Here is a 17,018-nt window from a genome sequence, read left to right as displayed (position 1 = left end):
AAAGCTCAGCGCGTCAGCAGGTGGGACCGACGACTTCCGCCCGCATCGTGCTTGAAACCGTTCGCCTCCCAGAACGCTGCGGCATGTAGATCGCCAGCGCGCAGCGATAAGCGCGGCGCCAGTGCCAGCCCCTGCTGAATGAGCGCCGCGGCGAGCGCGCGGCCGACACCGCTGCCGCGATGCAGCGGCCTGACATAGACATGTCTGACCCGCAGGAGGTCCGGCTCGGGATCGTAGGGATCGGGCGTGAGGGCGCCGATGCCGGCGAGTTCCCCTTGCTGAAAGGCCGCGAAGGCAGCGAAGCGGTCGTCGCTGCCGGCATAATGCCCTGCCAGCCATTCCTCGCGCAGGCCTTCGACGAAACGATAGCTTTCCGCGCTCGCCTCGTGGCGCAAGGCCTCGAAATCGTCCGGCAGGCTTTCGGCCAGCCGGACGATCTGAATGGCTGGCGGGTTCACAGACCCTCGAACAGGGCGCTGGAGATGTAGCGCTCGGCGAAGGAGGGGATGATCACCACGATGGTCTTGCCGGCGTTTTCCGGCCGCGCGCCGACTTCGAGCGCCGCTGCAACGGCGGCTCCCGAGGAGATGCCGGCCGGAATGCCCTCGCTTCTGGCGAGCGCGCGCGCCGTTTCGAAAGCGGTCTGGTTGCCGACGGTGACGACCTCGTCGATCACGCTGCGATCGAGCACGCCCGGCACGAAGCCGGCGCCGATGCCCTGGATCTTGTGCGGGCCGGGCTGTCCCCCCGAGAGGACCGGCGAATCCTCGGGCTCGACCGCGACCATCTTCACGCTGGGCTTGCGTGCCTTCAGCACCTGGCCCACGCCGGTGATGGTGCCGCCGGTGCCGACGCCGGAGATGATGATGTCGACCTGGCCGCTGGTGTCGTTCCAGATCTCCTCGGCCGTCGTCTTGCGGTGAATCTCCGGATTGTGCGGGTTCTCGAACTGCTGCGGGATGATCGCGTCGGGAATCTCGCTCTTGAGCTCCTCGGCCTTGGCGACGGCGCCGCGCATGCCGCCGGGGCCGGGCGTCAGGACGAGCTCGGCGCCGAGCAAGGCGAGCATCTTGCGCCGTTCCAGAGACATCGTCTCGGGCATGACCAGGATCAGGCGATAGCCGCGTGCTGCCGCGACGAAGGCGAGCGCGATGCCGGTGTTGCCTGATGTCGGCTCGATCAGCGTGCCGCCCGGCTTCAGCGCGCCCGAGGCTTCCAGCGCATCGATCATGTTGACCCCGATGCGGTCCTTCACGCTGGAGATCGGGTTGAAGAATTCGAGCTTGGCGAGGATCGTCGCCTTGACGCCGCGGTCGGCCGGCAGGCGATTCAACCTGACGAGAGGGGTGTCGCCGATCGTGTCGGTGATCGAGTTGTAGATGCGCCCGCGTCCGGGGGCCTTTGTCGCTTCAGCCATGGATGAATCCTCCTGGAGGGCCTGCCGGCGGTGAAGCTAGGTCAATTCACAGATTGTGTCGATTAAAGAAACAAATCACAATCTTAAATAGTGAAATCTGCTCCGGAACTACCTCTGCCGAAGACGGATTTAGCCTGCGCCCGCTGGCAGAGCTCTTCCACGGTCACCTTGTCGAGCATTGCCAGGAAGGCGGCCGACGCGGCCTCAACCTCCGGCCCGACGACCTCGTCGACCAGCCGCGATTGCGGCAGGGGGCCGAGCCCTTCTTCGCCGGATTCCTGCATCGCGGCGCGGGCGATGTCGCCGGCGGTGATCTTGCGCCTTTCGCGGGCGAGTTCATAGCCGCCGCGCGGGCCGCGCACGCCCTTGAGAATGCCGACGCGGACAAGCGTCTGAAGCAGCGTCTCCAGATGGCGCGGCGGCAGGGCATGGCGCGCGGCCAGAAGCTTTGCGGCGACCGGCGAAGGCCGGGCGTGCAGCGCGATGTCGACCACGGCTGCGATGGCAAGCAGGCTGCGGCGCGAGAGCAGCATCATGGCCGCTTCTCCCGGTTTTTGCCGCCGCCGACGCCGGTGGAGCCGAAGCCGCCCGCGCCGCGCGCGGTGGCATCGAGGCTTGCGACCTCCGTCAGCGTGGCATGCGTCGCGGGCGCGATCACCAGCTGCGCGATCCGGTCGCCGCGCGCAATGGCGAAGGCCTCCTGCCCGAGATTGATCAGCGGCACCTTGACCTCGCCGCGATAATCGCTGTCCACGGTTCCCGGCGCGTTCAGCACGGTGACGCCGTGCTTGACGGCAAGGCCCGAGCGCGGGCGAACCTGCCCCTCGAATCCATCAGGCAGCTGCATCGCGAGCCCCGTCGGAACCAGCGTCCTCTCGCCGGGAGCCAGCACGAGCGGCTCGCCGATGGCGGCGCGCAGATCGAGGCCGGCCGCGCCGGCCGTCTCATAGGCCGGCAAGGGCAGATCTGCGCCATGCGGCAGTCGTTGCAGCGCAACCGTCACCATCGCGATCAGCCCGCCCGGTCGGTCGGGGCAAGGCCCGCGATATGGGCGATCAGCCGGCTCGCAACCTCATCCTTCGGTAGCGTCGGCCAGGTTTCGACTCCCGCGGCCGTGACGAGATGGACCGTATTGGCATCGCCGCCCATCACGCCCGTGCCGCCGACGTCGTTGGCGACGATCAGGTCGCAGCCCTTCTTCGCGAGCTTGGCCTTGGCGTAGTCGATGACGCTCTGGGTCTCGGCGGCAAAGCCGACGACCAGCGGCGGGCGCCCGCTCTTGCGATGCGCCACGGTGGCCAGAATGTCGGGGTTCTCGACCAGCGCGAGCGGCGCGAGCGCCTTGCCGTCCTTCTTCATCTTTTCGGGCGCGGCATCGGCGACGCGCCAGTCGGCGACGGCGGCGGCGAAGATCGCGATATCGGCCGGCAAGGCGGTTTCGACTGCGGCCAGCATCTGGCGGGCGGATTCGACATGGACGGTCTCGACTCCGTCGGGATCGGGCAGATTCACCGGGCCGCTGACCAGCGTCACCCGTGCGCCCGCCGCCGCCGCCGCCGCCGCGATGGCGTGGCCCTGCTTCCCCGAGGAGCGGTTGGCGATGTAGCGGACGGGGTCGATCGCCTCATGCGTCGGCCCCGAGGTGATCAGAACATGCCGGCCAGCGAGCGGGCCCGGCTTGGTGTGGTCGCCGCCGGGCAGCCGGCCGAGGAAGCCGATGGCACGGGTGGCCGCGGGTTTTTCGCCGGCCAGCGCGGCCTCGATCGCGGCCAGCAGCTCGGGCGGCTCCGCCATACGGCCCGGCCCGCTTTCGCCGCGCTCGGCCATCGCCCCGACATTCGGGCCGACGACGAGGACGCCGTCCTTTTCGAGTTGCGCCATGTTCCGGCGCGTCGCCTGGTGCTGCCACATCCGCGGATTCATCGCTGGCGCGATCAGGATGCGCTTGTCGGTGGCGAGCAGGGCGGTCGAGGCGAGATCGTCGGCGAGGCCGTGCGCCATCTTGGCGATGAGATCTGCAGTCGCCGGCGCCACGACGATGAGATCGGTCGAGCGCGACAGCTGGATATGGCCGATATCCGCCTCGTCGGTCAGCGAGAACAGGTCGGTGAAGCAGCGCTCGCCGGCAAGCGAGGAGACGGTGAGCGGCGTGACGAATTGCTCGCCGGCCCTGGTCAGGATGCAGCGCGAGGCGATGCCGCGATCCTTCAGCCGGCGGATGACTTCGAGCACCTTGTAGGCGGCGATGCCGCCGCCGATGATCAGGAGAACGGAGCGGGAAGCGGACAAGGCGGCTCCTCGGGCAAAGGCTTGCGGCGAACTGACCGCTTCCTAGCACCCGTGGTGCGGCGCTGTCATGCGCCGCGCAAGCTGCCGCCTTCGTCAGTCGCGCGGCAGGTCCGGCACCTTGTAGGCCGTCGTCGCCTTGATCCGCTCCATGGCGAAGCGCGAGGTGACGTTCTTGAGCGGGATCGTCTCGATCAGCTTCTTGTAGAAGCCGTCATAGGCCGCCATGTCGGCGACGACGACGCGCAGCATGTAGTCGACATCCCCCGCCATCCGGTAGAATTCCATCACCTCCGGCATCGCCGCGACCATCTGCGCGAATTTCTCCAGCCAGGGGCCGGAATGATCAGCCGTCTCGATCTGGACGAAGACGGTGAGGCCGAGCCCGATCTTCTCCGGCGCGACCAGCGCGACGCGCTTCAGGATCACCCCGGCCTGTTCGAGCTTCTGGATGCGCTTCCAGCATGGCGTCTGCGACAGCCCGACCCGGTCGGCGAGCTCGGCAATGGAAATATTCGCGTCGGCCTGCAGGACAGTGAGAATTTTCCGGTCGATGGCGTCCATTCTCTCAAACTCGCTCTCTGGAGTGTTTTATGCTTCAATACCGCCATCATAGAGATAAAATATCTTTTTGAGGCTAATCTATTGCATTCAGATAGAAAATCCTTTTCTCAATCTGTCAATGGGGTGCCTTTCCGGCACCGTTCTGAAGGGTTTCGACGATGGATCGCCGCCAGTTTCTCATCGCCGGTTCGAGCCTGGCGGCAGCTTCAACTTTCGCCGGCGTTGCTCGCGCGCAGCAGAGCGTCACGGCCCGCGTCGGCTATATCCCGATCGTCGGTACGGCGCCGTTCTTCGTCGCCAATGGCGAGGGCTGGCTGAAGCAGGGCGGCATCGACGTCGCCGTCACCGTCTTCGAATCCGGCCCGAACATGATCCAGGCGCTCGCCTCCGGCACCATCGACGTCTATGTCGCCGGCGTAGCCCCGCTGGCCGTCGCCCGCTCGCGCGGCGTCGATATCCGCGTGGTCGCCTCGACGGCGATCGGCGAGAACGTGGTCGTCAGCGCGCCGTCGCTGACGAAGTTCTTCACGCCGAGTACCGGTGCCGCAGCCGCCTTCAAGGCCTTCCGAGCCGCCAATGGAAAAGCCGCCCGCCTCGCAACCCAGCCGGCTGGCTCGGTGCCGAATACGACGCTGCAATATTGGCTCTGGGAGGTCGCGAAGGTCGACAGGGCGGACGTCGAGATCGTGCCGATGGGCATCGACGCCACCCAGCAGGCGATTCTCGCCGGCGCCGTCGATGGCGGCAGCGTCCGCGAGCCGGCGCTGACGATCATCCAGAGCCGCAACCCGCAGATCAAGCTGATCGCCGGCGGCGAGGAGGTCTTCCCCGGCCAGCCCGGCACGGTCGTCGCCGTCTCCGGCGCCTTCGCCACCAAGAACCCGCAAGCCGTGCAGGCGCTCGTCGACGGCCTCGTCAAGGCCGCAGCGCTGATCAAGGCGAACCCCGCCAAGGCCGCACCGCATGTCGGCGCCGCCCTGGGCAAAGGCATTGTCGACCCCGAGCTGATCCAGAAGGCGCTGGTCTCGCCCGCGAGCCGGTTCGAGATCGATCCGCGCAAGATCATCGAGCCCTCGCGCGCCATGCAGGCCTATCAGGTCAAGCTCGGCTCGCTCGAGAAGGAGCTGCCCTTCGACGGCCTGTTCGAGACGCAGTATTACGAGCGCGCGGTCAAGACGAACGGCTGACACGGTGGCACGGCTTCGGGCTCCGGCCCTCGCCCTTGTGGGCCTCCTCGCCTTTCTGCTGCTGTGGGAGGCGATGCCTTGGTTCGGGTTGGTGAATCCGGCCTTCCTGCCGCCGCCCAGTGCGCTGCCGAAGGCTTTCATGCGTGAGGTCTCGTCCGGCGCCTGGTTGACGGCCATACTGGGCTCCCTCTGGCATTACTTCGTCGGGCTCTTCGTTGGCGCGGGGCTCGGCATCGCGGCCGGCGTCCTCGTCGGCATGTCGCGGATCGCCGAGGAGGCGACGGCCTGGGTCGTGCGCGTGCTCCGGCCGATCCCCGGCCTCGCCTGGGTGCCCTTCGCCATCATCTGGTTCGGCGTCACGCCGGGCGCGGCGGTCTTCATCATCGCCATCGGCGTGTTCTGGATCGCCTTCTTCGCGGCGCAGGGGGCGATCCGCGGCGTCGATCGCGATCTCGTCGAGGTCGCCGACGCCTTCGGCTTCCGCTCGCCCTGGCAGCGCCTCTTCAAGATCCTCCTGCCGGCGGCGATGCCGGGGATCCTCGTCGGCTTCCGCACGGCGCTGGGCCAGGCCTGGATGGCGGTGGTCGCGGCCGAGATCTTCGGCGTCGCCGGCGTCGGCCAACGCATGATGCAGGCCTCAAGTCTGCTCGCGACCGACATCGTCGTCGTCTACATGCTGACCATGGCGGCGCTTTACGGCCTGCTCGACACCGGCTTCGTCGCCTTCCAGAAATGGGTGCTGCGTTGGAAAGCGTGATCGAGATCAAGGGTCTGTCGCTGACCTTCACCCGCGACGGCGAACAGACCGAAGTGCTGCACAAGCTCGACCTCAGCGTCGGGCGCGGCGAGTTTCTGGCCATCGTCGGGCCATCGGGCGTCGGCAAGTCGACGCTGCTGCGCGTGATAGCCGGTCTTGCGCAGCCGAGCGGCGGCGAGGTCGTCATCCACGCGAAAGATACGACGCGAAGGCCGGTTGCCCTCGTCTTCCAGGATTCGCGCCTGCTGCCCTGGCGCAAGGTGGTGTCGAATGTCGGCTTCGGCCTCGAAGGCCGGGCCTCGCGTGCCGAGCGCCTGGCGAAGGCGGCCGAGATGCTCGATCTCGTGGGCTTGAGCCCACTGGCGCAGCGCTGGCCGCATCAGCTCTCCGGCGGCCAGCGCCAGCGCGTCTCGCTCGCCCGCGCGCTCGCCGTCGAGCCCGAGATCCTGTTGATGGACGAGCCCTTCTCCGCACTCGACGCGCTGACCCGCGAAACCCTGCAGGACGAACTCATCCGCGTCTGGCAGCGCACCGGCAAGACCGTGCTCTTCGTCACCCACGACATCGACGAGGCCGCCTATCTCGCCGACCGGGTCGTGATCCTCTCCGGCGCGCCCGGCCAGATCATCGCCGAGCATCGCACCGAAGCGGCCCGCCCCCGCCGGCGCGGTGCCGCAGCGGAGACAGAGATCGTGCGGGCCGTTCGCCAGGGGCTCGGCGCCGACATCGTCATGGACGGCGCGGCGATCTGATCGAACGCGCCGCTCAGTCCTTGCCGAGAAAAGCCTTGAATGCCTCGCTGTAGTCCTTGTGCCAGCGCGAGAGCGGCGGGCGGTTCTCGATGATGTCGCCCATTGCCCAGGCCATCCGCTTTTCGTCGAGAGTGCGGGTCGTCTCGCCATCGGGGCACAGGATGTAGAAGTCCCCGGCACCGAGACGCTCCAGCATGAAGTCTACAGTCTGCTCCGGCGTCCAGGCACTGTCCGGCTTCTCGACGCGTCCGCGCGCCGTCAGCGGCGTGAAGACGAAGCCGGGGATCAGCAGATGGGCGGTCACCTTGCAGCCTTTGGTGCTGCGCAGTTCGTGCTGCAGCGCCTCGGTGAAGGCCTTCACCCCGGCCTTTGAGACATTGTAGGCCGGGTCGCCCGGCGGGGTGGTGATGCCCTGTTTCGAGCCGGTGTTGATGATCAGCGCCGGCTCGCCATGGGCGATCATCTCCGGCCCGAAGAGCTGCGTGCCGGCGATGATGCCGCCGAGATTGACGGCGAGCGTGCGTTCCCAATTGTCCTGCTGTCCGAAGATCGCGCTGCCCGGCTGGGTACCGGCATTGTTCATCAGCACATGGACCTTGCCGAAGCGGGCGATGACCGCCTCGTGCAGATGGGCGATCTCGTCACGGCGCGAGACATCGGTTTGGACCGCGAGCACATTGGCGTCGCCGATCAGCGCCGCCAGAACCTGACCGGCTGCCTTGAGCGCCTCGGCGTCCCTGTCTGCGATCGCGATCCTCATGCCGCGCTCGGCGAAGGCGCGGGCAGCGGCGAAGCCGATCCCTGACGCGCCGCCGGTGATGACCGCGACATGCGAGGGAGCGAGAGCGGGGTGGCTTGTCATGATCTTCTCGGTCCGGGATTGGGGCGGTGGAGCTAAGGCGCGAGCCGCGGCGACATCATGGCACGCTGCCCGCCGCAAGCGCATGACGGAGAATGCGGCGGGATCCGCCTCACCTCCTTGTCATTGGTGTGGAAGACTGGATTGAGGCATGGGTCGGGTATTCGAGGACAGTGACGAGATCATGCAGCGCATTTTCGATGGGCGTTTCCTGGGCAAGGCCATGTTGGCGCTGGGGCTGTTGGCGCCCGGGCTGACGCTGGCGGGCGAGTCCGCCCCGGTGACCTCGCCGCGCGTTACCGCCACGCTGCTGTCTGGTCGCGATGCGGTGACGCCCGGCGAGCGCTTCAAGGTCGCGCTGGTCCAGAAGCTCGCGCCGCACTGGCATACCTATTGGCTGAACCCCGGCGATTCCGGCGAACCGACGGCGATTCAGTGGACGCTGCCCGCCGGTGCCACGGCCGGCGAGATCCAGTGGCCGGCGCCGAAGGCGATCCGGGTCGAGCCGCTCGTCAATTTCGGCTTCGAGGGCACGGTGCTGCTGCCGGTCGAGATCACAGTGCCCGCCGACGCCAGAGCCGGTGACAATTTCACGCTCAAAGCGGATGCGACCTGGCTGGTCTGCGAGAAGATCTGCATTCCCGAGGAGGGCTCGTTCACCCTCGATCTGCCGATTGCGGCTGCCGGCATCACCGACGAGGCGGCGCAGGCGCGCATCGATGCGGCCTTGGCAGCCCTGCCGAAACCGGCATCGTTCCGCGGCAAGCTCCGCGGCGAAGGCGACAAGCTCGTGCTGGATCTGCCGGGGCTTCCGTCCGGAGCGAGCGATCTGCGCTTTTTTCCGGTTCTCGATACGCTGATCGAGCATGCGGCCGACCAGCCGCTCGCCGCCGGCGCGAAGCCGATGCTGACGCTGGTGCGCTCGGGCGCCTTCAAGCTGCGGGAGCCCGAGGTTTCAGGCGTCCTGACCTTCAGCGAGAATGGCGAGGCCAGGGCCGTGACGCTCGCCGCCGATGCCGACCCCGCGCTGCTGACAGCGGCCGAAACAGCTACGCCGGAGGCTCGGCCCGCCGTGGTGCGGATTCCGGTCCCGGTCGAAGGCACCGATCTGACGATCTGGGCCGCGTTGGCACTGGCCTTCGTCGGCGGATTGATCCTCAACCTGATGCCCTGCGTGCTGCCGGTGCTTTTCATCAAGGCGCTCGGCTTTGCGCAGCTCGCTCACGCCCATCGCAACGCGGTGCGTGAGCAAGGTTTGCTCTTCCTCTGCGGTGTGCTCATCGCCTTCACGGTGCTGGCCGGTGCGGTGATTGCGCTGGGAGCGCTCGGCAACAGCGTCGGCTGGGGCTTCCAGCTCCAGTCCCCGCCGCTCGTCATCGCGCTGGCGGTGGTGATGGTGCTGATCGGCCTGAATCTGCTCGGCGCCTTCGAGATCGGAGCCTCGGTCGCCGGCGTCGGCGACGGCCTCGCCAGCCGTGGCGGCCGCGTCGGCGCCTTCATGACCGGCGTGCTCGCCGTGGTCGTGGCGACGCCCTGCACGGCGCCCTTCATGGGGGCGGCGATGGGTTATGCGGTGGCGCAGCCGCCAGCCGTCGCTTTCTCCGTCTTCGCGGCGTTGGCGCTCGGCTTTGCGCTGCCGGTGGTGGCACTCTCCTTCGCGCCCGGCCTGCTGCGCCTGTTGCCGAAGCCCGGCCGCTGGATGCTGGTGCTGAAGCAGGCCTTCGCCTTCCCGATGTTTGCGACTGCGGTCTGGCTGATCTGGGTCGCCTCGGTGCAGAGCGGCCCGCAGGGCGTTCTGGCGGCGCTCGTCGCCGTTCTGGCGGCGGCCTTCGTCGTCTGGCTTGTCGGCGTCACGCGCGGCTCTCTGCCGCGTCGCGTTTTCGGCTCGGTGCTGGCCGCGCTGGTCGTGCTCGGCGCCGGCTGGTTCACGGTCCAGAACGCCGTTCCCGGCGCGACGACCGAAGCGCATGCGGGCGATATCGAGGCCTGGTCGCCCGAGCGCGTCGTGGCGCTGCAGGCGCAGGGAAAGCCGGTCTTCGTCAACTTCACCGCTGCGTGGTGCATCACCTGCATCGCGAACGAGCGCGTCGCGCTCTCCCGCCAGGAGGTGAAGGATACTTTCGCCAAGCTCGGCGTGGCCTATCTCAAGGCCGACTGGACGAATCGCGATCAGCGCATCGCCAAGGCGCTGGCCGAGCAGGGCCGTGCCGGCGTGCCGCTATACCTGTTCTATCCGGGTCGCAAGGACGGGCAGGCCGAGATCCTGCCGCAGCTCCTGACGCCCGATGCTGTGATCGCGGCCGCCCAGCGCGCGGCGGGCCGGGAGGCGAAGACCGCGGCGGCAACGCCTTAATCTTCCGGTGAACAGAGAGGGAGACAGACATGAAAAGCCTGACCAGACAGATTTTCATCGCTGGCCTCGCTATGGCCGGCCTCGCCTTTCCGGCGGTCGCCTCCGCTCAGGGAGCCGCCAAGGTCGGTGCGTCGGCCCCGGCCTTTCAGGCCGTGGATGCCGACGGCAAGACCCGCAACCTCTCCGAGTTCGCAGGCAAGACCGTGATCCTCGAATGGACCAACCACGAATGCCCCTATGTGCGGAAGCACTACAGCAGCGCGACCATGCAGACGCTGCAGAAAGACATGGCGAAGGAAGGCGTCGTCTGGCTCTCGGTCATCTCCTCGCCGCCGGGCGAGCAGGGCTATGTCGACGGTGCCAGGGCCAAGGAGCTGACGGTTCAGCGTGACGCCGCGCCGGCCGGCATTCTGCTCGATCCGAAGAGCCAGGTGGCGCGGGCCTATGGCGCGCAGACCACGCCGCATATGTACATCATCGATCCCAAGGGCACGCTTGCCTATATGGGCGCGATCGACGACAGGCCGTCTTCCGCAGCCTCGAGCCTCAAAGGCGCCAAGAGCTATGTCCGCCAGGCGATCGCCGAGCTGAAGGCCGGCAAGCCTGTTTCTGAGGCGAGCACCAAGGCTTATGGCTGCGTCGTGAAATACGCGCCGCTGAGCTGAGGCTCAAAGCAGTCATTTTCGGGCAGAGCGTAGCGCAGGCCCGAGAATCTCCGGTAAGAGTTGCTCGGGTCAGGCCCGGGCATGACGGCCTGCTGTCGCGTGGTTATTGCGAGCGCGGGCCGAGATCGCGCGGGGCGGCGTTGATCGTCACGATCTGCCCGTTGCGCAGCTCCAGCACGGCAAGCCCGCGTTCCACCTGCCCGTCCGGCCGGAAGCGGAAGACGCCGTCGGCGCCGGCAAAGCCGGAGGCATTGGTCAGAACGCTCTCGGAAAAGCGCTGCGAGCCCTGCGTGCGGGCCAGCGCTGCTGACAGCGAAACCGCGTCATAGGCGAGCGTCGCGGTGCGGGTCGGTGCGCTGTTGAAGCGCTGCTGGTAGCGCCCGGCGAAGGCGTTGAAGCCGGCAGTGTCGGGCGAGGCGAACCAGCCGCCCTGGATCGCCGGCACGCGTGCGATCCCGGCATCGTTCCAGACGCCGGTGCCGAGCGGCTTCACCTTCGCGGGATTGTAGCCGGCTTCCTGCAGGAGCTGGCCGAGCGTCGGCATGGTATCGGCGGCGGCGGGCACGAACAGCGCATCCGCCTGCTGCAGCGAGGGCATCAGCCGCTGGACCGCGCTGCGCATCGCCGCGGGATCGGCGCCGAAATGCTCGATCGCGGCGACACGGCCGCCTCTGCTGGCGACGGCTTGCTGGAAAGCCGCCTCGACGACCTTGCCATAGGCGGTATCGGGGAGGAGTGCGGCAAAGGATTTCCGGCCCTGCTGGCTGGCATAGGCGATGACGCGGTTGACGTCGTTCTCGGGCGGGAAGGAAAGCAGATAGACGCCGCGCGAGGCGACGCTGGTGTCGCTCGAGAAGGCGATGATCGGACGATTCGCACCGCGCGCCACCTGCGCCGCCGCTTGCACCGAGGGGGCGAAGAGCGGGCCGATGATCAGTTCGGCCCCTTCCGACAGCGCTTCCTGCGCTGCCGCACGCGCGCCTTCCGGCGTGCCGCGGTCGTCCTTCACCAGGAGCGTGAGATCTGCGTTCGGAAACTCGGCCAGCGCCATCTCGGCGGCGTTCTTCAGCGAATTGCCGACGACCGCGCCCTGCCCTTCCGCCGTCAGCGGCAGCACGAGGCCGACCTTGACCTTGCCGTTGCCGATGGTCTGCCCGGTCGGTGCCGCGCCCGGCGCGGAATCGAAGCCCGGCAGGCCCGAGGTGCCGCCGCCGCAGGCGGCCAGCGTGAGCGGTAGAAGGACCGCGAGAGCCCGTGCCTTGAACCGCAGGACCGGCGCGACATACCGATGATGCAACACGGGCGATCTCCAGTCGTGGCCGGGCAGGCAGGCGCTCGCCCGGCGATGAGTTCCAGCGGAAGAATCTCCCCGCCGGACACGTGCCAGTGCGGAATCTTATTTTCAAGTTGTTAACTATGAGTTGCACACGCAGCGCGACGTTGTGCCATGGCGTGGTGGCTGCCGCTGTGGCAGCGTGGCGCGATGTCGAACGATGCCGCAGCCCGCCCTCCCAGTTACACCGCCTTCGGCCTGCGCGCCGAGGCCGAGCCGCTGGCGCCAGGGCTGCACATCGTCGCGACCCCGATCGGCAACCTGCGCGACATCTCGTTCCGGGCGCTGGCGACGCTCGCCGCCGCCGATGCGATCCTCGCCGAGGATACCCGCACGTCGAAGACGCTGCTGGCGCATTACGGTATCTCGACGCCGCTCCTGCCCTATCACGAGCACAATGCCGCGCAGATGCGGCCGAAGGTGCTGGCGAAACTGCGCGAGGGCGGCAAGCTCGCCCTGATCTCGGACGCCGGCACGCCGCTGGTCTCCGATCCCGGCTACAAGCTCGTGGCCGAGCTGGTGGCTGAAGGCCTGCCGGTCACCGGCATTCCCGGCCCTTCCGCGGTGCTGGCGGCGCTGGTGCTGGCGGGGCTGCCGACCGACCGTTTCTTCTTCGAAGGGTTCCTGCCGCCGAAATCGGGAGGACGTCGCACGCGGCTGACCGAACTTGCCGCCATTCCCGGAACGCTGGTCTTCTTCGAATCGCCCCGCCGCCTCGCCGAGATGCTGGCCGATGCAGCCGCCGTGCTGGGCGCGAGGCCGGGGGCTGTCGCGCGCGAACTCACCAAGTTCTACGAGACGGTCAGGCGCGGCACCCTTCCAGAGCTGGCCGCCCATTATGATGGCGAGGAGGAGGCGCGCGGCGAGATCGTCGTGATCATCGGCCCGCCCGGCGCCACCGAGCTCGTCCCGACCGATGATGTGATCGACGAACGGCTGCGCGTGGCGCTGGCCAGGGTCTCGCTGAAGGAGGCCGTCGCGCAGGTCGCAGCCGAGACCGGCCAGCCGCGCCGGAAAGTCTACGCGCGCGCCCTCGAACTCACCCGCGACCATCCGTGAGCGGAGCGGCGGCCGATCCGGGCAAGCGCAGCCGCAAGGCAAGACGCTCCGGGCTTACCGGCCACCGCGCCGAATGGCTCGCCATCCTCTGGTTGACCGCGAAGGGCTATCGGCTGCTCGAACGGCGCTTCGGCGGCAAGGGCGGCGAGATCGATCTCGTGATGAAGCGTGGCCGCACCGTGGCCTTCGTCGAGGTCAAGGCACGTGGCCGGCTGGAGGATGCGCTGACTTCGGTGACCCCGGAAAAGCGCCGTCTCGTCGAGCGGCGCATCCGGCACTGGCTCTCGCGCAACCCCTGGGCGAACGATCATCATCTGCGCGCCGATGCGGTGTTCCTGGCGCCCTGGCGACGGCCGCGCCATGTGCCGGCCGCCTTTGCGCTCGTCCTGTGACGCAAGAGCATTGCGCAAAAAAGTGGGTACCGGTTTTTGCTGCAGAAATGCTCTAAGATTTTAAGATCGATCACGTTTTTCGAATTTTGACGATTCCGTCAGAATGCGACGTGATCGATGCCACCCACTTGCAGGAACCCCGCCCGCGGCCCGATAAGAACCGGCCGCAACAGGAAGGCCTGCCATGACTCTCTCCGTCGCTATCCAGATGGACCCGATCGAGCGCATCCGGATCGCCGGGGACACCGGCTTCTCCCTGATGCTGGAAGCGCAGGCGCGCGGCCACACGCTCTACACCTACACTCCCGACAAGCTCTCGATGCGCGACGGCAAGGTCACGGCGCCGATGCGCCCGGTCACGGTGCGGGATGCCGAGGGCGATCATTTCACGGCGGGAGCCGAGGAGAAGATCGATCTCTCGACGCTCGATGTCGTCCTGCTTAGGCAGGACCCGCCTTTCGACATGGCCTATGTCACCACGACGCATATGCTGGAGCGCATCCACCCGAAGACGCTGGTGGTCAACAACCCGGCGGAAGTCCGCAACGCGCCGGAGAAGATATTCGTCACCCATTTCCCGGAGCTGATGCCGCCGACGCTGATCACCCGCGACAAGGCCGAGATCGAGGCCTTCCGCGACGAGCATGGCGAGATCGTCATGAAGCCGCTCTACGGCCATGGCGGCGCGACGGTGTTCAAGACCAGCAGGACCGACCCCAATTTCGGCTCGCTCTTCGACCTGTTCAGCAATCTCTTCCGGGAACCCTGGGTGGTGCAGGGCTTCATCAAGGAGATCACCGAGGGCGACAAGCGCATCATCCTGATCGACGGCAAGGCGGCGGGCGCGGTCAACCGCGTCCCGGCGGTGGGCGACCTGCGCGCCAACATGGTCCGCGGCGGCGCTGCCCGGCCGACCGACCTGTCGAAGAAGGAGCTTGAAATCTGCGAGGCGATCGGCCCGGCGCTGCGCGAACGCGGCCTTTTGCTCGTCGGCATCGACGTCATCCACGGCAAGCTCACCGAGATCAACGTCACTGCGCCGACCGGCGTTCGCGCGATCAAGAAGCTCGGCGGGCCGGATCTGGCGGCGCAGCTCTGGGACGTGATCGAGTCGAAGCGCTGAGCCACGCCTGGCTTCTGAGGGAGTGAGCCCTCATCCTGAGGGCAGCCTCAGGCTGCGTCTCGAAGGATGATCTAACTTGCTCCGGAGCTTCCTGCATCCTTCGAGACGCTATTCCTTGGGAATGGCTCCTCAGGATGAGGGCTCGGAGGGTTGGATTAGACTAAGCCGCGACGCTGCCGCCGCTCAGCGGGTTCATCTCGTCCCAGCCATAGCGCAGCGTCTCGAAGCGCATCGTCAGCGCGTCGAGCAGCAAGAGCTTGCCGACCAGTGGCTCGCCGAAGCCGGTGATGGCGCGGATCACCTCCAGCGCCATCAGCGAGCCGAGGACACCCGGCAGGGCGCCGAGCACGCCGGCTTCCGCACAGGTCGGGATCGAGCCGGGAGGCGGGGCCTCGGGGAAGAGGCAGCGCCAAGTTGGATTCGGCACGCCGTCCGGGCCGGTTTCATGGGCGCGGATCGTGGTCAGCGAACCGTCGAAGCGCCCCAGCGCCCCCATCACGACCGGCCGGTGCTCGTGGAAGCAGGCGTCGGAGACGGCATAACGCGTCGCGAAATTGTCGGAACCCTCGGCCACCACGTCGTAGAAGGCGATCAGCGCGCGGGCATTGTGCGGGTCGATGCGGGTGACATGCTCCTCGACCACGACGTTCGGGTTGAGATTGCGCACGAAGCGGGCGGCTGCGACAGCTTTGTGGGCGCCGATATCCTCGGTCGTGAAGATGGTCTGGCGCTGCAGGTTCGAGAGCGAGACGATGTCGTCGTCGACGATGCCGATCTTCCCGACGCCGGCTGCGGCGAGGTACTGGATCAGCGGTGCGCCCAGTCCGCCGGCGCCGATGACGAGCACGCGCGCATTCTTCAGCTTCTGCTGCCCCGGGCCGCCGATCTCCGGCAGCACGATATGGCGCGCATAGCGCTCGATCTCGTCGTCGCCCATCATCATCGTGGCAGCGTAAGACCACTGCCGAACTTCGGCAATCGGCATGGTCGATTGCGGCATCGCCGAGCATGAACTTTGGCTGGCTTGGCCGCGCCGCCGAGCCATGCCATCGTGTCGCCATCGAGGGCCGGACAACGGCGCCCGGCTTCAAAGGGGATCGGTTCATGCGTCTGGGTTCTTTTGCGGCGGCACTGGCCGGTGTTGCGCTTTCGGCTGTGGCGGCGCTGGCGCAGCAGGCGATCAAGCCGGCCGTGGTCTATGACAAGGGCGGGAAATTCGACAAATCATTCAACGAGGGCGTCTTCATCGGCGCCGACAGGTTCAAGAAGGAGACCGGCGTCGATTTCCGCGATTTCGAGCCGACGAACGATGCCCAGATCGAGCAGGCACTGCGCCGCTTCGCCCGCGACGGCCATTCGCCGATCATCGCGGTCGGCTTCTCGCAGGCGACTGCGCTGCAGAAGGTCGCGGCCGAATTCCCCAACCTGAAATTCACCATCATCGACATGGTGGTCGACCTGCCGAACGTGCAGTCGATCGTCTTCAAGGAGCATGAAGGCTCCTATCTCGTCGGCCTGCTCGCTGCGATGGCCTCGAAGACGGGCAAGGTCGGTTTCGTCGGCGGCATGGATATTCCGCTGATCCGCAAATTCGCCTGCGGCTATGTCCAGGGCGTCAAGGCGGGCAAGGCCGATGCCGAGATCTACCAGAACATGACCGGCTCGACGCCCTCGGCCTGGGCCGATCCGGTCAAGGGCGGCGAACTCGCCAAGTCGCAGATCGATCGCGGCGCCGATGTGATCTACCACGCCGCCGGGGGCACCGGCATCGGCGTGCTCAGGGCCGCGGCCGATGCCGGCAAGCTCGGTATCGGCGTCGATTCCAACCAGAACGCGCTCCATCCCGGCAAGATCCTGACCTCGATGCTCAAGCGCGTCGACGTCGCCGCCTACAACTCCTTCAAAGCTGCGCAGGACGGCTCGTGGAAGCCGGGCATCTCCGTGCTCGGCCTCAAGGAAGGCGGTATCGACTGGGCGCTGGACGACGCCAACAAGGCGCTGATCACGCCCGAGATGAAGGCCGCGGCCGACAAGGCAAAGGCCGACATTATCGCCGGTACAGTGAAGGTCCACGACTACATGTCCGACCAGAAATGCACGATGTGAGCGAGGGATCGTGCCGACGGGACCGAATGATGCGCGGAGAACCCTTCTCCCGTGTGGGAGAAGGGCAGGGATGAGGGCCCGCCCTATCCGTAGAAGGTGCAGCGGCGGTTGCCTCGCCCCAACAATCAGCGGCGGTCCCTCACCCCTGCCCCTCTCCCATCCGGG

The 17,018-nt window shown here is 67.3% G+C and carries 18 protein-coding genes; 9 read left to right on the top strand and 9 right to left on the bottom strand.

Annotation, left to right across the window (positions count from 1 at the left end):
• Positions 1-5 precede the first annotated feature (5 nt).
• The 6 genes from AC1DEZ_RS17320 to AC1DEZ_RS17295 form a co-directional block, all read right to left on the bottom strand.
• Positions 6-458, bottom strand: coding sequence for a GNAT family N-acetyltransferase (locus tag AC1DEZ_RS17320; protein WP_476780150.1), 453 nt, complete (start codon positions 456-458; stop codon positions 6-8).
• Positions 455-1,417, bottom strand: a complete 963-nt coding sequence (gene cysK / locus AC1DEZ_RS17315; protein WP_476780149.1) for a cysteine synthase A — start codon at positions 1,415-1,417, stop codon at positions 455-457. The genes AC1DEZ_RS17320 and cysK overlap by 4 nt, the downstream gene beginning before the upstream one ends.
• Before the next feature lie 83 nt (positions 1,418-1,500).
• On the bottom strand, positions 1,501-1,953 hold the full coding sequence (locus AC1DEZ_RS17310; RefSeq protein ID WP_441471129.1) for an RrF2 family transcriptional regulator: 453 nt from the start codon (positions 1,951-1,953) through the stop codon (positions 1,501-1,503).
• A complete protein-coding gene (dut, locus tag AC1DEZ_RS17305; RefSeq protein WP_476780148.1) occupies positions 1,950-2,423 on the bottom strand; it encodes a dUTP diphosphatase in 474 nt (157 codons plus the stop codon). The genes AC1DEZ_RS17310 and dut overlap by 4 nt, the downstream gene beginning before the upstream one ends.
• A 5-nt stretch (positions 2,424-2,428) precedes the next feature.
• A complete protein-coding gene (locus tag AC1DEZ_RS17300) occupies positions 2,429-3,706 on the bottom strand; it encodes a phosphopantothenoylcysteine decarboxylase domain-containing protein (protein ID WP_476780147.1) in 1,278 nt (425 codons plus the stop codon).
• 93 nt (positions 3,707-3,799) lie between these two features.
• Positions 3,800-4,267, bottom strand: coding sequence for an Lrp/AsnC family transcriptional regulator (locus tag AC1DEZ_RS17295; RefSeq protein WP_149131741.1), 468 nt, complete (start codon positions 4,265-4,267; stop codon positions 3,800-3,802).
• A gap of 158 nt (positions 4,268-4,425) precedes the next feature.
• On the opposite strand from AC1DEZ_RS17295, the gene AC1DEZ_RS17290 reads away from it, so the two are divergent.
• The 3 genes from AC1DEZ_RS17290 to AC1DEZ_RS17280 all read left to right on the top strand — a co-directional run bounded on the left by AC1DEZ_RS17290 (position 4,426) and on the right by AC1DEZ_RS17280 (position 6,963).
• Complete coding sequence (locus AC1DEZ_RS17290) at positions 4,426-5,454, top strand: ABC transporter substrate-binding protein (protein ID WP_476780146.1); 1,029 nt, start codon at positions 4,426-4,428, stop codon at positions 5,452-5,454.
• 73 nt (positions 5,455-5,527) lie between these two features.
• Entirely contained in the window at positions 5,528-6,211 is a 684-nt protein-coding gene (locus AC1DEZ_RS17285) for an ABC transporter permease (RefSeq protein ID WP_441510120.1), read from the top strand.
• Positions 6,187-6,963, top strand: a complete 777-nt coding sequence (locus tag AC1DEZ_RS17280; protein WP_476780145.1) for an ABC transporter ATP-binding protein — start codon at positions 6,187-6,189, stop codon at positions 6,961-6,963. Before AC1DEZ_RS17285 ends, AC1DEZ_RS17280 begins: the two co-directional genes overlap by 25 nt.
• Positions 6,964-6,976: 13 nt before the next feature.
• Here AC1DEZ_RS17280 and AC1DEZ_RS17275 read toward each other — a convergent pair whose 3' ends face one another.
• Positions 6,977-7,825 (bottom strand): SDR family NAD(P)-dependent oxidoreductase, encoded by an 849-nt coding sequence (locus AC1DEZ_RS17275; RefSeq protein ID WP_476780144.1) that lies wholly within the window; start codon positions 7,823-7,825, stop codon positions 6,977-6,979.
• A 148-nt stretch (positions 7,826-7,973) separates the two neighbouring features.
• Here AC1DEZ_RS17275 and AC1DEZ_RS17270 point away from each other — a divergent pair, with 148 nt between their 5' ends.
• Positions 7,974-10,175 carry a protein-disulfide reductase DsbD family protein gene (locus AC1DEZ_RS17270; RefSeq protein WP_476780143.1) on the top strand — a complete coding sequence of 734 codons (2,202 nt, stop codon included), beginning with the start codon at positions 7,974-7,976 and terminating at the stop codon, positions 10,173-10,175.
• Positions 10,176-10,204: 29 nt separating this feature from the next.
• Positions 10,205-10,840 (top strand): thioredoxin family protein, encoded by a 636-nt coding sequence (locus AC1DEZ_RS17265; RefSeq protein WP_476780142.1) that lies wholly within the window; start codon positions 10,205-10,207, stop codon positions 10,838-10,840.
• Positions 10,841-10,943: 103 nt separating this feature from the next.
• Here AC1DEZ_RS17265 and AC1DEZ_RS17260 read toward each other — a convergent pair whose 3' ends face one another.
• Positions 10,944-12,140 carry a penicillin-binding protein activator gene (locus AC1DEZ_RS17260; RefSeq protein ID WP_476780141.1) on the bottom strand — a complete coding sequence of 399 codons (1,197 nt, stop codon included), beginning with the start codon at positions 12,138-12,140 and terminating at the stop codon, positions 10,944-10,946.
• 183 nt (positions 12,141-12,323) lie between these two features.
• Between AC1DEZ_RS17260 and rsmI the strand changes: the two genes are divergently transcribed.
• The 3 genes from rsmI (at position 12,324) to gshB (ending at position 14,747) form a co-directional block, all read left to right on the top strand.
• On the top strand, positions 12,324-13,232 hold the full coding sequence (rsmI, locus tag AC1DEZ_RS17255) for a 16S rRNA (cytidine(1402)-2'-O)-methyltransferase (RefSeq protein ID WP_441510119.1): 909 nt from the start codon (positions 12,324-12,326) through the stop codon (positions 13,230-13,232).
• Positions 13,229-13,624 (top strand): YraN family protein, encoded by a 396-nt coding sequence (locus AC1DEZ_RS17250; protein WP_476780140.1) that lies wholly within the window; start codon positions 13,229-13,231, stop codon positions 13,622-13,624. The genes rsmI and AC1DEZ_RS17250 overlap by 4 nt, the downstream gene beginning before the upstream one ends.
• A 184-nt stretch (positions 13,625-13,808) precedes the next feature.
• Positions 13,809-14,747 (top strand): glutathione synthase, encoded by a 939-nt coding sequence (gshB, locus tag AC1DEZ_RS17245; protein ID WP_441509999.1) that lies wholly within the window; start codon positions 13,809-13,811, stop codon positions 14,745-14,747.
• A gap of 160 nt (positions 14,748-14,907) precedes the next feature.
• Here the strand turns inward: gshB and AC1DEZ_RS17240 are convergent, their stop codons facing one another.
• On the bottom strand, positions 14,908-15,690 hold the full coding sequence (locus AC1DEZ_RS17240; protein ID WP_476780208.1) for a HesA/MoeB/ThiF family protein: 783 nt from the start codon (positions 15,688-15,690) through the stop codon (positions 14,908-14,910).
• Between the two features lie 161 nt (positions 15,691-15,851).
• Between AC1DEZ_RS17240 and AC1DEZ_RS17235 the strand changes: the two genes are divergently transcribed.
• Positions 15,852-16,853, top strand: coding sequence for a BMP family lipoprotein (locus AC1DEZ_RS17235; RefSeq protein WP_476780139.1), 1,002 nt, complete (start codon positions 15,852-15,854; stop codon positions 16,851-16,853).
• Positions 16,854-17,018: the final 165 nt, after the last annotated feature.

Source organism: Allobosea sp. 10L422, from assembly GCF_056395345.1.
This window is presented reverse-complemented; position numbering and strand designations above follow the sequence as displayed.